This is a genomic window from Marinobacter sp., from assembly GCF_041686475.1.
Classification (GTDB): Bacteria; Pseudomonadota; Gammaproteobacteria; order Pseudomonadales; family Oleiphilaceae; genus Marinobacter.
The window spans coordinates 21,767-37,514 of record NZ_JAWLDU010000011.1 but is presented as its reverse complement, the minus strand read 5'-3'; the positions used below and the strand labels follow the sequence as shown (position 1 = coordinate 37,514).

At 56.2% G+C, this 15,748-nt stretch carries 16 protein-coding genes and 1 riboswitch; of the genes, 15 read left to right on the top strand and 1 reads right to left on the bottom strand.

Features of this window, described 5'->3' with window-relative positions:
• Position 1 precedes the first annotated feature (1 nt).
• The 15 genes from ACESMB_RS04430 (at position 2) to ACESMB_RS04360 (ending at position 14,972) form a co-directional block, all read left to right on the top strand.
• A complete protein-coding gene (locus ACESMB_RS04430) occupies positions 2–796 on the top strand; it encodes a ParA family protein (RefSeq protein WP_372925325.1) in 795 nt (264 codons plus the stop codon).
• Positions 797–847: 51 nt separating this feature from the next.
• Positions 848–1,720, top strand: coding sequence for a ParB/RepB/Spo0J family partition protein (locus ACESMB_RS04425; RefSeq protein ID WP_372970992.1), 873 nt, complete (start codon positions 848–850; stop codon positions 1,718–1,720).
• 262 nt (positions 1,721–1,982) lie between these two features.
• Positions 1,983–2,375, top strand: a complete 393-nt coding sequence (locus tag ACESMB_RS04420; RefSeq protein ID WP_372970991.1) for an ATP synthase subunit I — start codon at positions 1,983–1,985, stop codon at positions 2,373–2,375.
• Positions 2,376–2,390: 15 nt separating this feature from the next.
• Positions 2,391–3,260 carry a F0F1 ATP synthase subunit A gene (atpB, locus tag ACESMB_RS04415; protein WP_372925322.1) on the top strand — a complete coding sequence of 290 codons (870 nt, stop codon included), beginning with the start codon at positions 2,391–2,393 and terminating at the stop codon, positions 3,258–3,260.
• Between the two features lie 81 nt (positions 3,261–3,341).
• On the top strand, positions 3,342–3,569 hold the full coding sequence (gene atpE, locus ACESMB_RS04410) for a F0F1 ATP synthase subunit C (protein ID WP_372925321.1): 228 nt from the start codon (positions 3,342–3,344) through the stop codon (positions 3,567–3,569).
• Positions 3,570–3,667: 98 nt separating this feature from the next.
• A complete protein-coding gene (locus tag ACESMB_RS04405) occupies positions 3,668–4,138 on the top strand; it encodes a F0F1 ATP synthase subunit B (RefSeq protein ID WP_372925320.1) in 471 nt (156 codons plus the stop codon).
• Positions 4,139–4,150: 12 nt separating this feature from the next.
• The gene (locus ACESMB_RS04400; RefSeq protein ID WP_372925319.1) at positions 4,151–4,687 is read left to right on the top strand and encodes a F0F1 ATP synthase subunit delta; all 537 of its coding nucleotides are present in this window, start codon (positions 4,151–4,153) and stop codon (positions 4,685–4,687) included.
• A gap of 28 nt (positions 4,688–4,715) precedes the next feature.
• Positions 4,716–6,260 (top strand): F0F1 ATP synthase subunit alpha, encoded by a 1,545-nt coding sequence (atpA, locus tag ACESMB_RS04395; RefSeq protein WP_372925318.1) that lies wholly within the window; start codon positions 4,716–4,718, stop codon positions 6,258–6,260.
• A gap of 66 nt (positions 6,261–6,326) precedes the next feature.
• Complete coding sequence (gene atpG / locus ACESMB_RS04390; protein ID WP_372925317.1) at positions 6,327–7,187, top strand: F0F1 ATP synthase subunit gamma; 861 nt, start codon at positions 6,327–6,329, stop codon at positions 7,185–7,187.
• Between the two features lie 55 nt (positions 7,188–7,242).
• Positions 7,243–8,640 carry a F0F1 ATP synthase subunit beta gene (gene atpD, locus ACESMB_RS04385; RefSeq protein ID WP_372925316.1) on the top strand — a complete coding sequence of 466 codons (1,398 nt, stop codon included), beginning with the start codon at positions 7,243–7,245 and terminating at the stop codon, positions 8,638–8,640.
• 36 nt (positions 8,641–8,676) lie between these two features.
• Positions 8,677–9,099 carry a F0F1 ATP synthase subunit epsilon gene (locus ACESMB_RS04380; RefSeq protein WP_372925315.1) on the top strand — a complete coding sequence of 141 codons (423 nt, stop codon included), beginning with the start codon at positions 8,677–8,679 and terminating at the stop codon, positions 9,097–9,099.
• Positions 9,100–9,267: 168 nt separating this feature from the next.
• The gene (glmU, locus tag ACESMB_RS04375) at positions 9,268–10,635 is read left to right on the top strand and encodes a bifunctional UDP-N-acetylglucosamine diphosphorylase/glucosamine-1-phosphate N-acetyltransferase GlmU (RefSeq protein ID WP_372925314.1); all 1,368 of its coding nucleotides are present in this window, start codon (positions 9,268–9,270) and stop codon (positions 10,633–10,635) included.
• Positions 10,636–10,684: 49 nt separating this feature from the next.
• Positions 10,685–12,517, top strand: a complete 1,833-nt coding sequence (gene glmS, locus ACESMB_RS04370; protein ID WP_372970990.1) for a glutamine--fructose-6-phosphate transaminase (isomerizing) — start codon at positions 10,685–10,687, stop codon at positions 12,515–12,517.
• 75 nt (positions 12,518–12,592) lie between these two features.
• Positions 12,593–12,691, top strand: a riboswitch (glycine riboswitch).
• A gap of 161 nt (positions 12,692–12,852) precedes the next feature.
• A complete protein-coding gene (locus ACESMB_RS04365) occupies positions 12,853–14,070 on the top strand; it encodes a D-amino acid dehydrogenase (protein WP_372925312.1) in 1,218 nt (405 codons plus the stop codon).
• Positions 14,071–14,237: 167 nt separating this feature from the next.
• A complete protein-coding gene (locus ACESMB_RS04360) occupies positions 14,238–14,972 on the top strand; it encodes a substrate-binding periplasmic protein (protein WP_372925311.1) in 735 nt (244 codons plus the stop codon).
• Here ACESMB_RS04360 and ACESMB_RS04355 read toward each other — a convergent pair.
• Positions 14,969–15,700, bottom strand: a complete 732-nt coding sequence (locus ACESMB_RS04355; RefSeq protein WP_372970989.1) for a DUF3047 domain-containing protein — start codon at positions 15,698–15,700, stop codon at positions 14,969–14,971. The two genes, ACESMB_RS04360 and ACESMB_RS04355, sit on opposite strands and share 4 nt — an antisense overlap.
• Between the last annotated feature and the right edge of the window lie 48 nt (positions 15,701–15,748).

Here is a 15,748-nt window from a genome sequence, read left to right as displayed (position 1 = left end):
CATGGCGCGTGTGATTGCAGTGACCAATCAGAAAGGCGGTGTTGGGAAAACCACCACCTGCGTCAACCTGGCTGCCTCCCTGGCTGCAACCAAGCGCCGTGTGCTGCTGGTGGACATGGACCCCCAGGGCAACGCCACCATGGGCAGCGGTGTGGATAAAAACGCGCTCGAGCGTTCCGGCTACGACATGCTTACCAAAAGGGCCACCGCCGGCGAGGTAATTTTCCACGCCGAGGCATCCGGTTTCGACATCCTGCCGTCCAACGGCGACCTAACCGCCGCCGAAGTGGAGCTGATGAATGAAATCGGCCGCGAGCACCGCCTGCGACTGGCCCTGAACAAGGTGCGGGAAAACTACGACTACATCCTCATCGATTGCCCACCGTCCCTCAGCCTGCTGACCGTTAACGCCCTTTCAGCGGCGGATACCGTGCTGATCCCCATGCAGTGTGAGTATTACGCACTGGAAGGCCTGGCGGCGCTGATGAACACGGTGGAACAGATTCAGGAAACGGTGAATCCGGATCTGCAGGTGGAAGGTATCCTGCGTACCATGTACGACCCCCGTAACAGCCTGACCCTGGACGTTTCCGGCCAGCTCAGTGAGTTTTTCGGCGACAAGGTCTACAAGGCAGTGATTCCCCGTAACGTGCGGCTGGCCGAGGCGCCCAGTTATGGTGTGCCGGCGCTGAAATACGATCGTACCTCCAAGGGCGCGATTGCATACCTGGCCCTGGCTGGTGAAATGGTTCGCCGGCACGGTTCACAAAAGACATCCGCGGCCGTTGCCGTGTAAACTACCTCTCCTTTGCACACAGATTTTTCATCGGGAAGAATGACAAACACCATGGCGGCGAAGAAACGAGGACTGGGTGAGCGCGGACTGGGCGCTCTGTTACAGGGTTCCAGGGTTAATCTGGATCAGGAACTGAAGGACCACGACGGTGAGCTCCGGGAGGTTCCGATTGACCTGATCCAGCGCGGCCGGTTCCAGCCCCGCCGGGACATGGACCCGGCGGCCCTGCAGGAGCTGGCGGATTCCATTCGTCAACAAGGTGTAATGCAACCGGTCGTGGTGCGCCCGATCGCCGAAGGCCGGTTCGAACTGATCGCCGGCGAACGCCGCTGGCGTGCCACCCAGATGGCAGAACTTGATCGCATCCCCGCTATCATCCGTGATGTGCCGGATGATGCCGCCATCGCCATGGCGCTGATCGAAAATATCCAGCGCGAGAATCTCAATCCCATTGAAGAGGCCTTTGCCCTTCAGCGCCTGCAGGACGAATTCGGCCTTACCCAGGCCCAGGTCGCGGAAGCGGTGGGCAAGTCGAGAACCACCATTACCAACCTGCTGCGCCTGATCAGCCTGTCCGAGGATGTGCGTGTGATGCTGGAGCACGGCGACCTGGAAATGGGTCATGGTCGCGCTATGCTGACTCTGCAGCCGGAACAGCAGATGCAGGTGGCGAAGCAGGTGGTGGCGAAATCCCTGTCTGTGCGCCAGACCGAAGCCCTGGTTCGCCGCGTTCAGCAGGAAACCCCGGGCCGCAAGAAAGCCAAAGGCGAGGTAGACCCCAATATCCGCGCCCTGCAGGATGATCTTGCTGAACGTCTGGGAGCACGGGTGTCTATCGACCATGGCCAGCGTGGAAAAGGCAAGCTGGTGATTGAATACACCTCACTGGACGAGCTGGACGGTATCCTGGACCACATCAAGTAGTGTCATTGGTCGATAGTGCGAAAGTACTGACTCGGCGCCAAAACACCACATGTCGTGATCTGAATTGTTTAAAAACACAACTTGTGTGATATTGATGGCATCTGCCGTGAAAATTGGCTACTTTTCCATCAAATTTTCCCGCCGGTTTTGTTGAACACCCATCGGTTAACACATATAATTTCGCGCGCTTGCATAAACACCGGACAGGGTTGTGGCAGGAAACAGGTTTCAGGTACGCAGGTACAATATTCAGGCTGGTTCCATGTCCCCGACCAGAAGGCGTATAAATCAGCTGCCGTTTGTAAGGTGGCTGGTGGTGGATGTCGGGCTCGTGGCTGTATTGAGCCTGGTTTGGTTGTTAGAAAGTCGTTTGGCTGGTTATTCCGCGTTCATAGGCGGTCTTATTTTTGTAATACCAAACGCATACTTTGCTCGCCAGATGTATCGTTATGAGGGCGCACGAAAAGTGCATCTGCTGGTGAGTAACATGTTCAGGGCTGAAGGTATCAAACTCGCCCTGATTGCCGTTTTTTTTGCGGCCGTTTTCATCTTGATGGAGCCTGTGCACGTGCCGGCTCTGTTATTCACTTTTGCTGTGATGGTTGTTTTGAACCCGTTCATTCGTTGGTTCACCCGGCCAAGACAACAGCGATGACTGGACGAGAGCAGTATGGCAGCTGATACCCCAGTAGAGTATATCCAACACCACCTCCAGAACCTGACTTATGGCAAGCTTCCGGCAGGCTATGAACGGGTTGATCCTTACACCAACGATGTCACGGTAATGCAGGAAGCATCCTGGACGTTCGCCCGCACCTCTACGGAAGCGGCGGATATGGGCTTCATGGCGTTTCATGTGGACACCCTGGGCTGGTCGATCTTCATGGGTCTGGTCTTTATCGGGCTTTTCCGCATGGTTGCCAAACGTGCGACCACGGGCGTTCCGTCCGGTCTGCAGAACGCGGTGGAAATGATCGTTGAATTCGTTCAGGGCATTGTCCGCGACGGCTTCCACGGCAAGAACCCGGTGATTGCGCCACTGGCGCTGACCATGTTCGTGTGGATCTTCCTGATGAACAGCCTCAAGCTGATTCCGGTGGATTTCATACCACAGATCGCCCATGCCCTGGGGGCAGAATACTTCAAGATTGTACCTACCACCGATCCCAATGGTACTTTCGGGATTTCCATCGGTGTGTTCCTGCTTATCATCTTCTACAGCATCAAGGTTAAAGGTGCTGGTGGCTTCGCAAAGGAACTGTCGTTCACGCCGTTTAACCACTGGTCTCTGGTGCCATTCAACCTGGTACTCGAACTCATTGGACTGCTTACCAAGCCACTCAGCCTGGCGCTGCGTCTGTTCGGTAACATGTACGCCGGTGAGGTAGTGTTCATCCTGATCGCAATATTGCCGTTCTGGATTCAATGGACACTGAACGTGCCCTGGGCGATTTTCCACATTCTGGTAATCACGCTGCAGGCCTTTATCTTCACCACGCTGGCTGTTGTTTATCTCAGCCAGGCGCATGAAGATCACTAACTGGTCGTCGAAATCGCTTACGAAAATCTGAACTGAAAATAGAAATTAACCTTTAATAAACTGAAAACTGAGGAGTTTTAAATGGAAATCGTATTCATCGCAGCCGCTATCATCCTGGGTTCTGGTGCACTGGCTACCGGCATTGGCTTCGCCCTGCTCGGCGGCAAGCTGCTTGAATCAACTGCTCGTCAGCCGGAAATGGCTGCCCAGCTGCAGACTAAGACCTTCATTATGGCCGGTCTGCTCGACGCGGTTCCCATGATCGGCGTTGGTATTTCTATGTACCTGATCTTCGTTGTAGCTGGCTAATTACGCCCGAAAATCCGGGGCACTGATGCTGAAAATGCACTGGCAGTGCCCGGTTTTCCGGAAACCAGCATGCAACGAATAGCAAGAGGTATATTGCCGTGAATATAAACCTTACGTTAATAGGGCAAGCGATCGCCTTCGCTATTTTCGTCTGGTTCTGCGTGAAATATGTATGGCCTCCGATCACCGAAGCCATGAGTGCGCGCCAGAAGAAAATTGCTGATGGCCTTTCTGCCGCAGATCGGGCTTCCCTCGATCTGGAACTCGCGCAGGAAAAAGCCTCTAAGGAACTGCAGAAGGCCAAAGAAGAAGCTGCAGGCCTGATTGATCAGGCCAACAAGCGTGCCGCCCAGATCGTTGAAGCCTCCAAAGATGATGCTCGCAAAGAAGGTGAGAAAATCATTGAGCAGGCCAGGGCGGAAATCCAGCAGGAGCGTGTACAGGCTCGTGACGCACTGAGAGCGGAAGTGGCAGCCATCGCCATCGCCGGTGCCGAGAAGATCCTGGAAACCTCCGTCGACGCCAAAGCTCACAGCGAGATGCTGGACAAGCTGGCCGCAGAACTCTAAAAGAGGGTCATCATGGCACAACTGATTACGTTAGCCCGACCCTACGCGAAAGCCGTTTTTGACGCTGCGCAGGACCAGAACGCTGTCGATCTTTGGGATCAGGCTCTGGCTTTCGCTGCCAAGGTTGCGGCTGACCCAGAGGTAAAAATCATCCTGGCCAATCCGGGCCTGTCTGAGCAGCGCAAGGCGGAACTCTTCGCTGACTGTTTTGAAGAGCAACTGCCTGAGGCACTCAGAAACTTCCTGTTGATTCTTGCTGAAAACAAGCGTCTGGCCCTGCTGCCTGCCGTTTCGGATCTATTCACTCTTCACCGTGCCGACCTTGAGCGCAGTGTCAAACTCAAGGTGAGTACGGCTTTTGAAATGACCGCCGAACAGCAGCAGAAGATGATTGACGCACTGTCCAGGAAGCTGGAGCGCAAGGTCGAACTTGAATCCTCGGTTGATCAGTCATTGATCGGTGGGGTAGTTGTACGCGCAGGCGACCTGGTTATCGACGCTTCGGTTCGTGGCAAGCTGGCGAAACTCGCCAACGCCATGGGCTCCTGATTTCAGCACAAGGTTTGAGGACAAAGGCATGCAGCAACTGAATCCATCCGAGATCAGTGACATCATCAAGAAGAGAATCGAAAAACTCGATATTTCTTCAGAAGCAAAAAACGAAGGTACGATCCTGTCTGTTTCTGACGGTATCGTATTGATTCACGGTCTGGCCGACGTCATGTACGGCGAGATGATTGAATTCGCTAACGGCATTTATGGTATGGCACTGAACCTGGAGCGTGACTCCGTAGGTGCCGTGGTACTGGGCGACTACGAAGATCTGGCTGAAGGCCAGAAAGTTCGTTGTACCGGCCGTATCCTGGAAGTACCGATCGGACCGGAACTGCTTGGCCGCGTTGTAGACGGCCTGGGTAATCCGATCGACGGCAAGGGTGACCTGGGCAACACCCTGACATCACCGGTCGAAAAAGTCGCGCCCGGCGTAATCGCTCGTCAATCTGTTGACGAGCCGGTACAGACTGGTCTCAAAGCGATTGATACCATGGTGCCAATCGGCCGTGGCCAGCGTGAGCTGATTATCGGTGACCGTCAGATCGGTAAGACCGCTGTTGCCATCGACGCGATCATCAACCAGAAGAACACCGGCATCAAGTGTGTCTATGTAGCCATTGGCCAGAAGCAGTCTTCCATTGCGGCCGTTGTTCGCAAGCTGGAAGAGCATGGCGCCATGGACCACACCATCGTGGTCGCAGCCGGTGCTGCCGATCCTGCTGCGATGCAGTTCCTGGCACCGTATTCCGGCACCTCCATGGGTGAGTACTTCCGTGACCGTGGTGAAGACGCGCTGATCATCTATGACGATCTTTCCAAGCAGGCCGTGGCTTACCGCCAGATTTCCCTGCTGTTGCGTCGTCCGCCGGGCCGTGAAGCCTACCCGGGTGACGTTTTCTACCTGCACTCACGTCTTCTGGAGCGTGCTTCCCGGATCAACGCCGACGAAGTTGAAAAGCTCACCAACGGTGAAGTGAAAGGCAAGACCGGTTCCCTGACCGCACTGCCGATCATTGAAACCCAGGCTGGTGACGTTTCCGCCTTCGTACCGACCAACGTAATCTCGATTACCGATGGTCAGATCTTCCTGGAAACCAACCTGTTCAACTCCGGCATCCGTCCGGCAATGAACGCCGGTATCTCCGTATCCCGGGTTGGTGGCTCCGCACAGACCAAGATCATGAAGAAACTTGGCGGTAATATCCGTCTGGCCCTTGCCCAGTATCGTGAACTGGCGGCCTTCGCCCAGTTTGCATCAGACCTGGACGAAGCCACCCGGAACCAGCTGGAGCACGGTCAGCGCGTTACCGAGCTGATGAAACAGAACCAGTACAGCCCCATGACCGTTGCGGAAATGGGTACCGTGCTATTCGCAGCTAACGAAGGCTTCCTGGATGATGTCGAAGTCAACAACGTCGTTAAATTCGAAGCGCAACTGCTTGACTGGATGCGTGCAGAACAGAAAGACGTGCTCGACAAGATCGGTGAAGAAGGCAAGTACGATGACGATGTTGCCGCCAGCCTGAAAGCTGCTCTGGAGAAATTCAAGACCACTCAAAGCTGGTAAGCCCGAGACCCGCCGCGGCGGGTCCGTTGGTCCACATGAGTGTCTAACTTGAAAAGGCAGTGACTTATGGCCGTCGGAAAAGAAATACGCAACCAGATCGGAAGCATCAAGAGCACGCAGAAAATCACCAGCGCCATGGAAATGGTGGCTGCGAGCAAGATGCGTAAGGCTCAGGACCGCATGAAGGCCACGCGCCCTTATGCGGAAAAGATGCGTCAGGCAATCGGACATATTGCCAAATCCAACAAGGATTACGTGCACCCGTTCATGAAAGAGCGTGACGTAAAGCGTGTCGGTTACATTGTGGTGTCCTCGGATCGTGGACTCTGCGGGGGCCTTAACACCAACGCTTTCAAACTGCTTGTTCGTGAAATGCGTGCATGGAAAGACAAGGGTGTAGAGACCGATATCTGCGCTGTCGGGCAGAAAGGCGCTTCGTTTTTCCGCAGCTACGGCGGGAACGTGGTCGCGGCACTGACTCACATCGGTGACAGCCCCAGCGCGGAAAAGCTCATTGGTAACGTCAAGGTCATGCTTGATGCATTTGAGGAGGGCAAGATCGACCGCCTTTACCTCATTTTCAACGAATTTGTGAACACCATGACCCAGGCGCCCATCGCGGAGCAGCTTCTACCCTTGCCGAAAGGCGATGATGAGGAAGTCGGTGACCAGTGGGATTATCTCTACGAGCCGGATTCACGGCCCATCCTCGATGGACTGCTGCCACGCTATATCGAATCCCAGGTGTATCAGGGAGTGGTAGAGAATCTGGCCTGCGAGCAGGCTGCGCGAATGATCGCCATGAAGAGTGCGACAGACAACGCCGGCGAAATCATTAACGAGCTCCAGCTTGCCTATAACAAGGCTCGTCAGGCAGCTATCACGCAAGAAATTTCGGAGATTGTGAGCGGCGCGGCTTCGGTCTGATCCTGCCCACAATCCTACTGGTTTTATTGACTATCAAGATAACGAGGAACCGAGCATGAGTAGCGGACATATCGTTCAGATCATAGGCGCGGTTATCGACGTGGAATTTCCACGTGACTCCGTTCCGGGCGTTTACGACGCACTGCTGCTTGAAGGTGGTGAGACAACTCTGGAAGTTCAGCAACAGCTGGGCGACGGCATTGTCCGTACCATCGCAATGGGCAGCACCGAAGGCCTCAAACGTGGCCTGAAAGCAGATAACACCGGCAAGCCGATTTCGGTACCGGTAGGCACCCAGACTCTGGGCCGCATCATGGATGTTCTGGGTCGTCCCATCGACGAGCAGGGTGACATTGGCGAGGAAGAGCGCTGGGCCATCCACCGCAAGGCGCCGGGCTATGCCGATCAGGCAGCGTCTGCTGACCTGCTGGAAACCGGCATCAAGGTTATCGACCTGATCTGTCCGTTTGCCAAGGGGGGTAAGGTTGGCCTGTTCGGGGGCGCGGGTGTTGGTAAGACCGTTAACATGATGGAACTGATCAACAACATCGCCAAAGAGCACTCCGGTCTGTCGGTCTTCGCTGGTGTAGGTGAGCGTACCCGTGAGGGTAACGACTTTTACTACGAGATGAAGGATTCCAATGTACTGGACAAGGTTGCAATGGTATACGGGCAGATGAACGAACCCCCCGGAAACCGTCTGCGTGTTGCCCTGACCGGCCTGACCATTGCCGAGAAGTTCCGTGACGAAGGTCGTGACGTACTGTTGTTCATCGACAACATCTACCGTTACACGCTGGCGGGTACCGAGGTATCGGCACTGCTGGGCCGTATGCCGTCCGCGGTAGGTTACCAGCCCACACTGGCCCAGGAGATGGGTGAATTGCAGGAGCGTATTACGTCCACCAAGACCGGTTCCATCACGTCTATCCAGGCGGTATACGTGCCGGCGGACGACCTGACTGACCCGTCGCCGGCGACCACCTTCTCGCACCTGGATGCCACTGTTGTACTGAGCCGTGACATCGCTTCCAAGGGTATCTACCCGGCGATTGATCCGCTGGACTCCACCTCACGTCAGCTGGATCCGCTGGTGATCGGCGAGCAGCACTATGACGTTGCACGTGGTGTTCAGAACGTACTCCAGCGTTATAAAGAGCTGAAAGACATCATCGCCATCCTGGGTATGGACGAACTGTCCGAAGAAGACAAGCAGACAGTATCCCGTGCCCGTAAGATTGAGCGCTTCCTGTCCCAGCCTTTCCACGTTGCTGAGGTATTTACCGGCTCACCGGGTAAGTACGTGTCTCTGAAAGAGACTATCGCCAGCTTCGAGGGTATTCTGAACGGTGAATACGACGAAATGCCCGAGCAGGCTTTCTACATGTGTGGCGGCATCGAGGAAGTAATCGAGAAGGCGAAGGAAATGAAAGAGAAGGAAGGCAAGAAGTAAGACTTCCTTTGCTTTCAGACCCAAGAGGCATCAAAAATGGCTATGACCGTACATTGTGACGTCGTAAGTGCCGAGGAAAAAATTTACTCCGGGCTGGTAGAGATGCTGATTGCTACCGGCACCGAGGGTGAACTGGGTATACAGCTGGGCCATGCTCCGCTGCTGACCGAGCTAAAGCCCGGCTCAGTGCGGATCATCAAGCAGAACGGGAAAGAGGAAATCCTTTACGTTTCAGGTGGGTACCTGGAAGTTCAGCCCAACCTCATTACCCTGATGGCTGACACCGCTATCCGCGCCAAGGATGTGGATGAAGCAGCGGCACTGGAAGCCCAGAAAGAAGCTGAAAAGGCACTGGCAAACAAGACAGGCGAGTTCGAATACTCCCGTGCCGCGGCCGAGCTGGCAGAAGCTGCCGCTCAGCTGCGTACAATTCAGAAGCTGCGCAAGAACGTACGCTGAGGTCGGTTATTGCCGGAACCTGCGTACAGGCAGCCATTCGCCTGACAAGAGCCGCATCCTGAAACGGATGACGCACCGGAATCTTTCCGGAGTGTCATTTGCCAGGGAGGCGGCTTTTTTTGTTCAATACATGCAAACCCGCCACCAGTCCGGAGTGTGGTTATCCCTATGACATCCCTGCACGTTGTAATTCTGGCCGCCGGCCAGGGATCGCGGATGAAATCCGCCATGCCCAAGGTTCTCCACCGTATTGCCGGCAAACCCATGCTTCATCATGTGATCGACACCGCCCGTACACTGGGTGCGGAGGGTATTCATGGCGTCATCGGTCATGGTGCGGATCAGGTAAAAGCCATCACACCGGCTGACGGTGTGCAATGGGCATTGCAGGAGCAACAACTGGGTACCGGCCACGCCGTCGCCCAGGCCCTGCCGGCGCTACCCGACGATGCCCGTGTGCTGATTCTCTATGGCGATGTGCCGCTGACACGACCAGAAACTCTGGAGGCTCTGGTATCTCAGGTCAGTGAAGACTCACTCGGCCTGTTGACGGTGACGCTGGACAACCCGGACGGTTATGGCCGAATACTCCGCAACGAAGCTGGCCAGGTGACGTCGATTGTGGAACAGAAGGATGCCACCGAGGCGCAGAAAACCGTGACCGAAGTGAATACCGGTATCCTTGCGGTTTCCGCGCGCCACCTGAAAGACTGGCTGCCGCAATTGTCCAACAGCAATGCCCAGGGCGAATACTACCTGACGGATATCATTGCCATAGCGGCCGACAGAGGCGTGGGTATTGCAGTGGCACAACCTGGCAACGAATACGAAGTGCAGGGCGTGAATAACCGGCTGCAACTGGCGGAACTGGAACGCTGGTATCAGCGTCAGGAGGCTGGCCGGCTGATGACCGAAGGTGCCACGCTGGCAGACCCGGGGCGAGTGGATGTACGGGGGAACCTGTCGGTAGGACAGGATGTGCTGATCGATATCAATGTGGTCTTCGAGGGCAATGTCTCCCTCGCTAATGATGTCAGCATTGGCCCCAACTGCGTGATTCGTGATGCCACCATTGGCCGGGGCACCCATATCGAAGCCAATTCGATTGTTGATGGCGCGGTCATCGGCAGCGGCGCCCAGGTTGGCCCTTTTGCACGGCTGCGTCCAGGCACAAAACTGGCAGACAGCACCAAAGTAGGCAACTTTGTGGAAACCAAGAAGGCCGAGGTGGGTGAAGGCAGCAAAATCAACCATCTCAGCTACGTGGGCGATGCCACCCTCGGGCGCAATGTGAATGTGGGTGCAGGAACCATTACGTGCAATTATGATGGGGTTAACAAGTACAGAACGGTGATGGGTGACGGCGTTTTCGTGGGCTCGAACACTGCTCTGGTCGCGCCCGTGTCATTGGCGGACAATGTCACCATTGGTGCCGGCTCCACCATTACCCGTGATGTCGGGACCGGCGAACTCGCCGTGGCCCGTGGACGCCAGCGCAATATCAACAACTGGGAACGCCCGGTTAAAAAAGACTGATTCAAAAGCCCGGACAGGCTTCGGTACATTCAGAACAGGTGACAGGTTTATGTGTGGAATTGTAGGTGCAGTATCGGAAAGGGATGTTCAGGGTATTTTGCTGGAGGGACTGCGCCGCCTGGAGTACCGGGGTTATGATTCCGCGGGTATGGCTGTGATCGACAGTAACCACGCCATAAACCGGGCACGGGAAGTCGGCAAGGTTGCGGCCCTGGCCGACGTTATTACCGGTGAAGGCCTGCAGGGCGCTGCCGGTATTGCCCACACCCGTTGGGCGACCCATGGTGAGCCGTCTCAGGTTAACGCCCACCCGCACATGTCCGGTGAGCGCCTGGCCATTGTTCATAATGGCATTATCGAGAACTATCAGGAACTGCGCGAGGAGCTGAAAGCCGAGGGTTTTGAGTTTACCTCCCAGACCGATACCGAGGTGGTCGTACACCTTATTGAAAAGCAGTATCGCCAGAGCAAGGATCTCTACCAGGCGGTCAGCACGGCCATCGAGCGCTTGCGCGGTGCTTATGCCCTGGCCGTTATTCACGCCGACGAACCTGAGCACATGGTGGTGTGTCGAGAAGGCAGCCCGCTGGTAGTCGGGGTGGGTATTGGCGAGAACTTCATCGCTTCCGACCAGTTGGCGTTGCTGCCGGTCACCGACCGCTTCATGTTCCTGGAAGAGGGTGATATTGCCGATATCCGCCGTGACCGCATCGAGATTCACGACCGTGACAAGCAGCCGGTGGATCGTGTCACCACCCGTTTCGAACACAGCTCGGACGCCGCTGAAAAAGGCGAGTATCGCCACTTCATGCTCAAGGAAATTCACGAGCAGCCACGGGTCATCCGCGCCACCACCGAAGGCCGGGTAACCAAAACCCGCGTGCTGGAGCAGGCCCTGGGCACCCAGGCCGGAAACCTGCTGGAAAACGTGCGCCATGTCCAGATCATTGCCTGTGGCACCAGTTACCATGCCGGCCTGGTGGCGCGCTACTGGATCGAGGATCTGGCGGGTGTGCCCTGCTCCGTGGAGGTGGCTTCCGAGTTCCGCTACCGCAAACACGTTATCCAGCCGGACACCCTGTTCCTGTGCATCTCACAGTCCGGTGAAACCGCCGATACCCTGGCGGCTCTGCGTCAGGCCAAGAAGGCCGGTTTCCGCGCTGCCATGGCGATCTGTAACGTGCCCGGCAGCTCCCTGGTGCGGGAATCCGATCTGGTGATCATGACCCAGGCCGGCCCTGAAATCGGTGTCGCCTCCACCAAGGCGTTCACCACCCAGCTGACGGCGCTGTTGATTTTCACCCTGGCACTGGCTCGCCAAAACGGCCTTGACGAAGCGCGGGAAGCGGAAATTGTTGAAGCTATCCGGTTGATTCCCGGGCAGGTGGAGCAGGTACTGGCACTGGACGGTGAGATCGTCGAACTGTCGAAATCGTTCATGGACAAGTTCCACAGCCTGTTCCTGGGCCGTGGTGCCATGTTCCCGGTGGCTCTGGAAGGCGCTCTGAAGCTCAAGGAAATCTCCTATATCCACGCCGAGGCCTATCCTGCCGGTGAACTCAAGCATGGCCCGCTGGCACTGGTGGACGGCGACATGCCGGTTGTCACAGTGGCTCCGAACAATGAACTGCTGGAAAAGCTGAAGTCCAACCTGGAAGAAGTCCGGGCCAGAGGTGGCGAGTTGTTCGTATTCGCGGACCAGGCGGCGGGTGTGAAGGCCCAGGAAGGTATCCATGTGATGCAACTGCCTTCTGTGCACCCGATTACATCGCCGATCGTCTATACCGTGCCCTTGCAGCTGCTGTCCTACCATGTGGCAGTCTTGAAAGGCACCGATGTGGACCAGCCCAGAAACCTGGCGAAAAGTGTTACGGTGGAGTAGCTGCTCGGTGCAGGAGTGTTCAAACCTCCAGAGTTTTGCTATTTTCTGACCAAGTTCTGAATTGATTGCAAGACAGACGTGCTAGCGGGAGAGACCGGGTCACACAACTGTGCACCCGGCGCCGAAGGAGCAACTGCCCCGGAAACTCTCAGGCAAAAGGACCGCTAGCGCGAAAACTTTCCGAAGAGTTGTCGACTGCGTCTGTTGGCACACCGAAGGAGCAAGCGGCCGGTTTCGTTTAACCGGTACGTGAATCTCTCAGGTCCAGTGACGGAAGGGGTGCTTTCTACCGCCTGGTGTAGGAAGGAAACCCTGGACGCTCCCTGGAGATTGCTATGAAGCGAATTGCAGTTATTGGCGGTGGTATTACTGGTATCACGACTGCCTACACCCTGGCCAAACGCGGCTTTGATGTCACCGTTTACGAGAAGCACCGTTATGCGGCGATGGAAACCTCCTTCGCCAACGGTGGTCAACTGTCGGCCTCCAATGCCGAAGTCTGGAACAACTGGCAGACCATTATCAAAGGCCTTAAATGGATGTTGCGCAGTGATGCGCCGCTGTTGGTAAATCCCAGGCCGTCCTGGCACAAACTGAGCTGGTTTGCCGAGTTCATCGCTGCCATTCCCCAGTATGAAAATAACACCACCGAAACCGCCCGCCTGGCCATTGCCGCCCGGGACTATCTGTTTGCGTGGGCAAAAGAGGAAGGCATTGATTTCGACCTGAAAAAGCAGGGCATTCTGCACATCTACCGCGACAAGGCCGGTTTTGACCATGCATCCCATGTGTCCAAGCTGTTGGCTGCCGGAGGCCTTGATCGCAGGCCGGTCACCCCCGAGGAAATGCGTGACATCGAACCTACCCTGGCCGGCAGCTATTACGGCGGCTTCTTCACCGAGAGCGATTCAACCGGGGATATCCACAAGTTTACCAATGGTCTGGCGGAGGCGATTCAGCGGCTTGGGGTGAAGACCTGCTATGGCCATTCGGTGACCGAGCTCAGTGCCGACGAAAGCCATGCATGGGTAACCTCCCATGACGGCGAAGAGCAGACCCGTGACACTTTCGATGGCGTTGTGATCTGCGCCGGGGTGGGCAGCCGGGAACTGGCCGCGAAGCTGGGCGATCGTGTCAACATCTACCCGGTCAAAGGCTATTCCATCACCGTGGAGCTGGACGATGAAGCGTCCCGGCAAGCGGCACCGACCGTCAGCCTGCTGGACGATGCCACCAAGATCGTCACCAGCCGCCTGGGGGACGAGCGTTTCCGTGTCGCCGGTACCGCGGAATTCAGCGGATATAATCGCGATATCCGGGATGACCGCATCCGGCCGCTCACTCGCTGGGTAGAGCAATGTTTTCCGGGTGTCTGTACCCGTCGCGTAGTGCCCTGGGCGGGCTTGCGCCCCATGCTTCCCAATATGATGCCCCGGGTCGGGCCGGGCAGGCTGCCCACGGTGTTCTATAACACCGGCCATGGCCATCTGGGCTGGACCCTGTCGGCAATTACCGCCGAGATGCTGGCGGATGCCGTTGAAAATGTATCGTAGCGATGCTGAATATCGGCTCGTGTGAAGTGCATTCCCGTGCAGGTCTGTTACGCTTTTTATAATCTGTAAAGGTAACGGCCAGCGGCACAATGAAAATAACAGTCAGCATATTGACCAGACTTTGCGGCGTACTCCCGGTACTTCTGCCCTTTATCATCGGTTGGTGTGTGCCTGTCTTCGCTCAGACCCAGCACAATGACGATACGCTCACGGTTGGCTATCTTGATGCGCCGCCAGTGACGTTCCAGAGTGAAGAAGGCCGAGCCGAGGGTATTTTTATTGAGCTGACCCGCCGCGTGGCAGAGGAGGCAGGGTACGATGTGGATTTCCAGTTGCTGCCGATCAGCCGGGCATATCATTACCTGCGCACGGGCGGTATCGACGTCTGGCCGGGCGCTACTGATATACCGGATCTCGAAGGTGAGATCCTGGAGAGTTTTGTCAGCCCGTTTCCCTTGCAACTCAGTGCCTGGGGCCTGGAAAATACGCCCAAAGTGTCCCGTTTTGATGACCTGACGGGCCAGACCCTGATTCTGATTTCAGGCTATACCCACAGCGGACTGGATTCGATTTTGGAATCAAGCCCCGAGATCACGGTGATCTATGCCCGGAATCACCGGGCCGGTGTTGCCATGCTGGAGCGTGGACGGGGAGATTACCTGCTGAACTTTCAACAGGCGGTCATGGCGGTGCTCGAGGAATTTCGGGTTCCCGGAATTCGCGAGTACCCGGTGCGAACCAGGAACGCCGCCTGGATATTTTCACTGGCGAATCCAAGAAGTGCCCAATTACGCAATGAATTTGATGATGCTTACCTCCGCCTTGCAGAGCGGGGTGACGTGCCTCCTCGACGGGAGTTGACGGCAGGATTCGTGCTTCCCGGCTTACCGCAATTGCCCTAGGGCCGAACCAGTTCTACGTCGCCATACCGGGCCGTGGCGGATTCCCCGGTGTTGTCCGAATCAGACATAATGGCTACTCCCACCAGCTTTGGAGGCTTGCGGCCAAAGGCATCTTCGTAATCTGCGACAATGTCCCGCTCCACAGTGACCCATTCGCCAGTTCTATCCGCGCCGGAATTCACCGCCACCATCATCGTGGTATCGGTAAAGGGATTGGCAACAACTTCTCCAGCCGGCAGCTGGTTGGCCCATATGTAGTTCAGGGCGTTGCCCGGCAGTTCCTCCCCGAACACAACCTCCACTGTTTTGCGTTTGGCGCGCTCAAAAAAACCGGCTTCTTCAGGCTCGAATTCGAATGCCACGTAGATGCGGGCGGGGTAATCATCGCCATCTTTTTCGCGGGCATCTCCCTGCTCGAACACATTTGAAACCTTCCAGCGCCAGCGCAGTATCAGTGAATCCCCGGGTTCCACCGATATCCTTGCAATAAGCCCGGAGGCGCTGTTGTCAGTGGTGGCTTCAACAACCTGCTTGCCCTCGTCGTCGACCAGTTCATAGCGGCTATGCCGGTCGATTTTGGGAAACTCCAACGGCTCCCAGCCATCTTCCAGAGATGTCATGGCTGAAAAGGCTTTGATCAGTGAGTCATCGCGACCATCTGCATGGGCCGTGGCCGCCAGGACAGGCAGGGTCAGGGCTGTCAGCAGGTATCCGAGTATTGCCTTCATGGTGCTCTCCTTGGTTCCGTTTACTGACCGCAAACCGGTAAAAAAGTG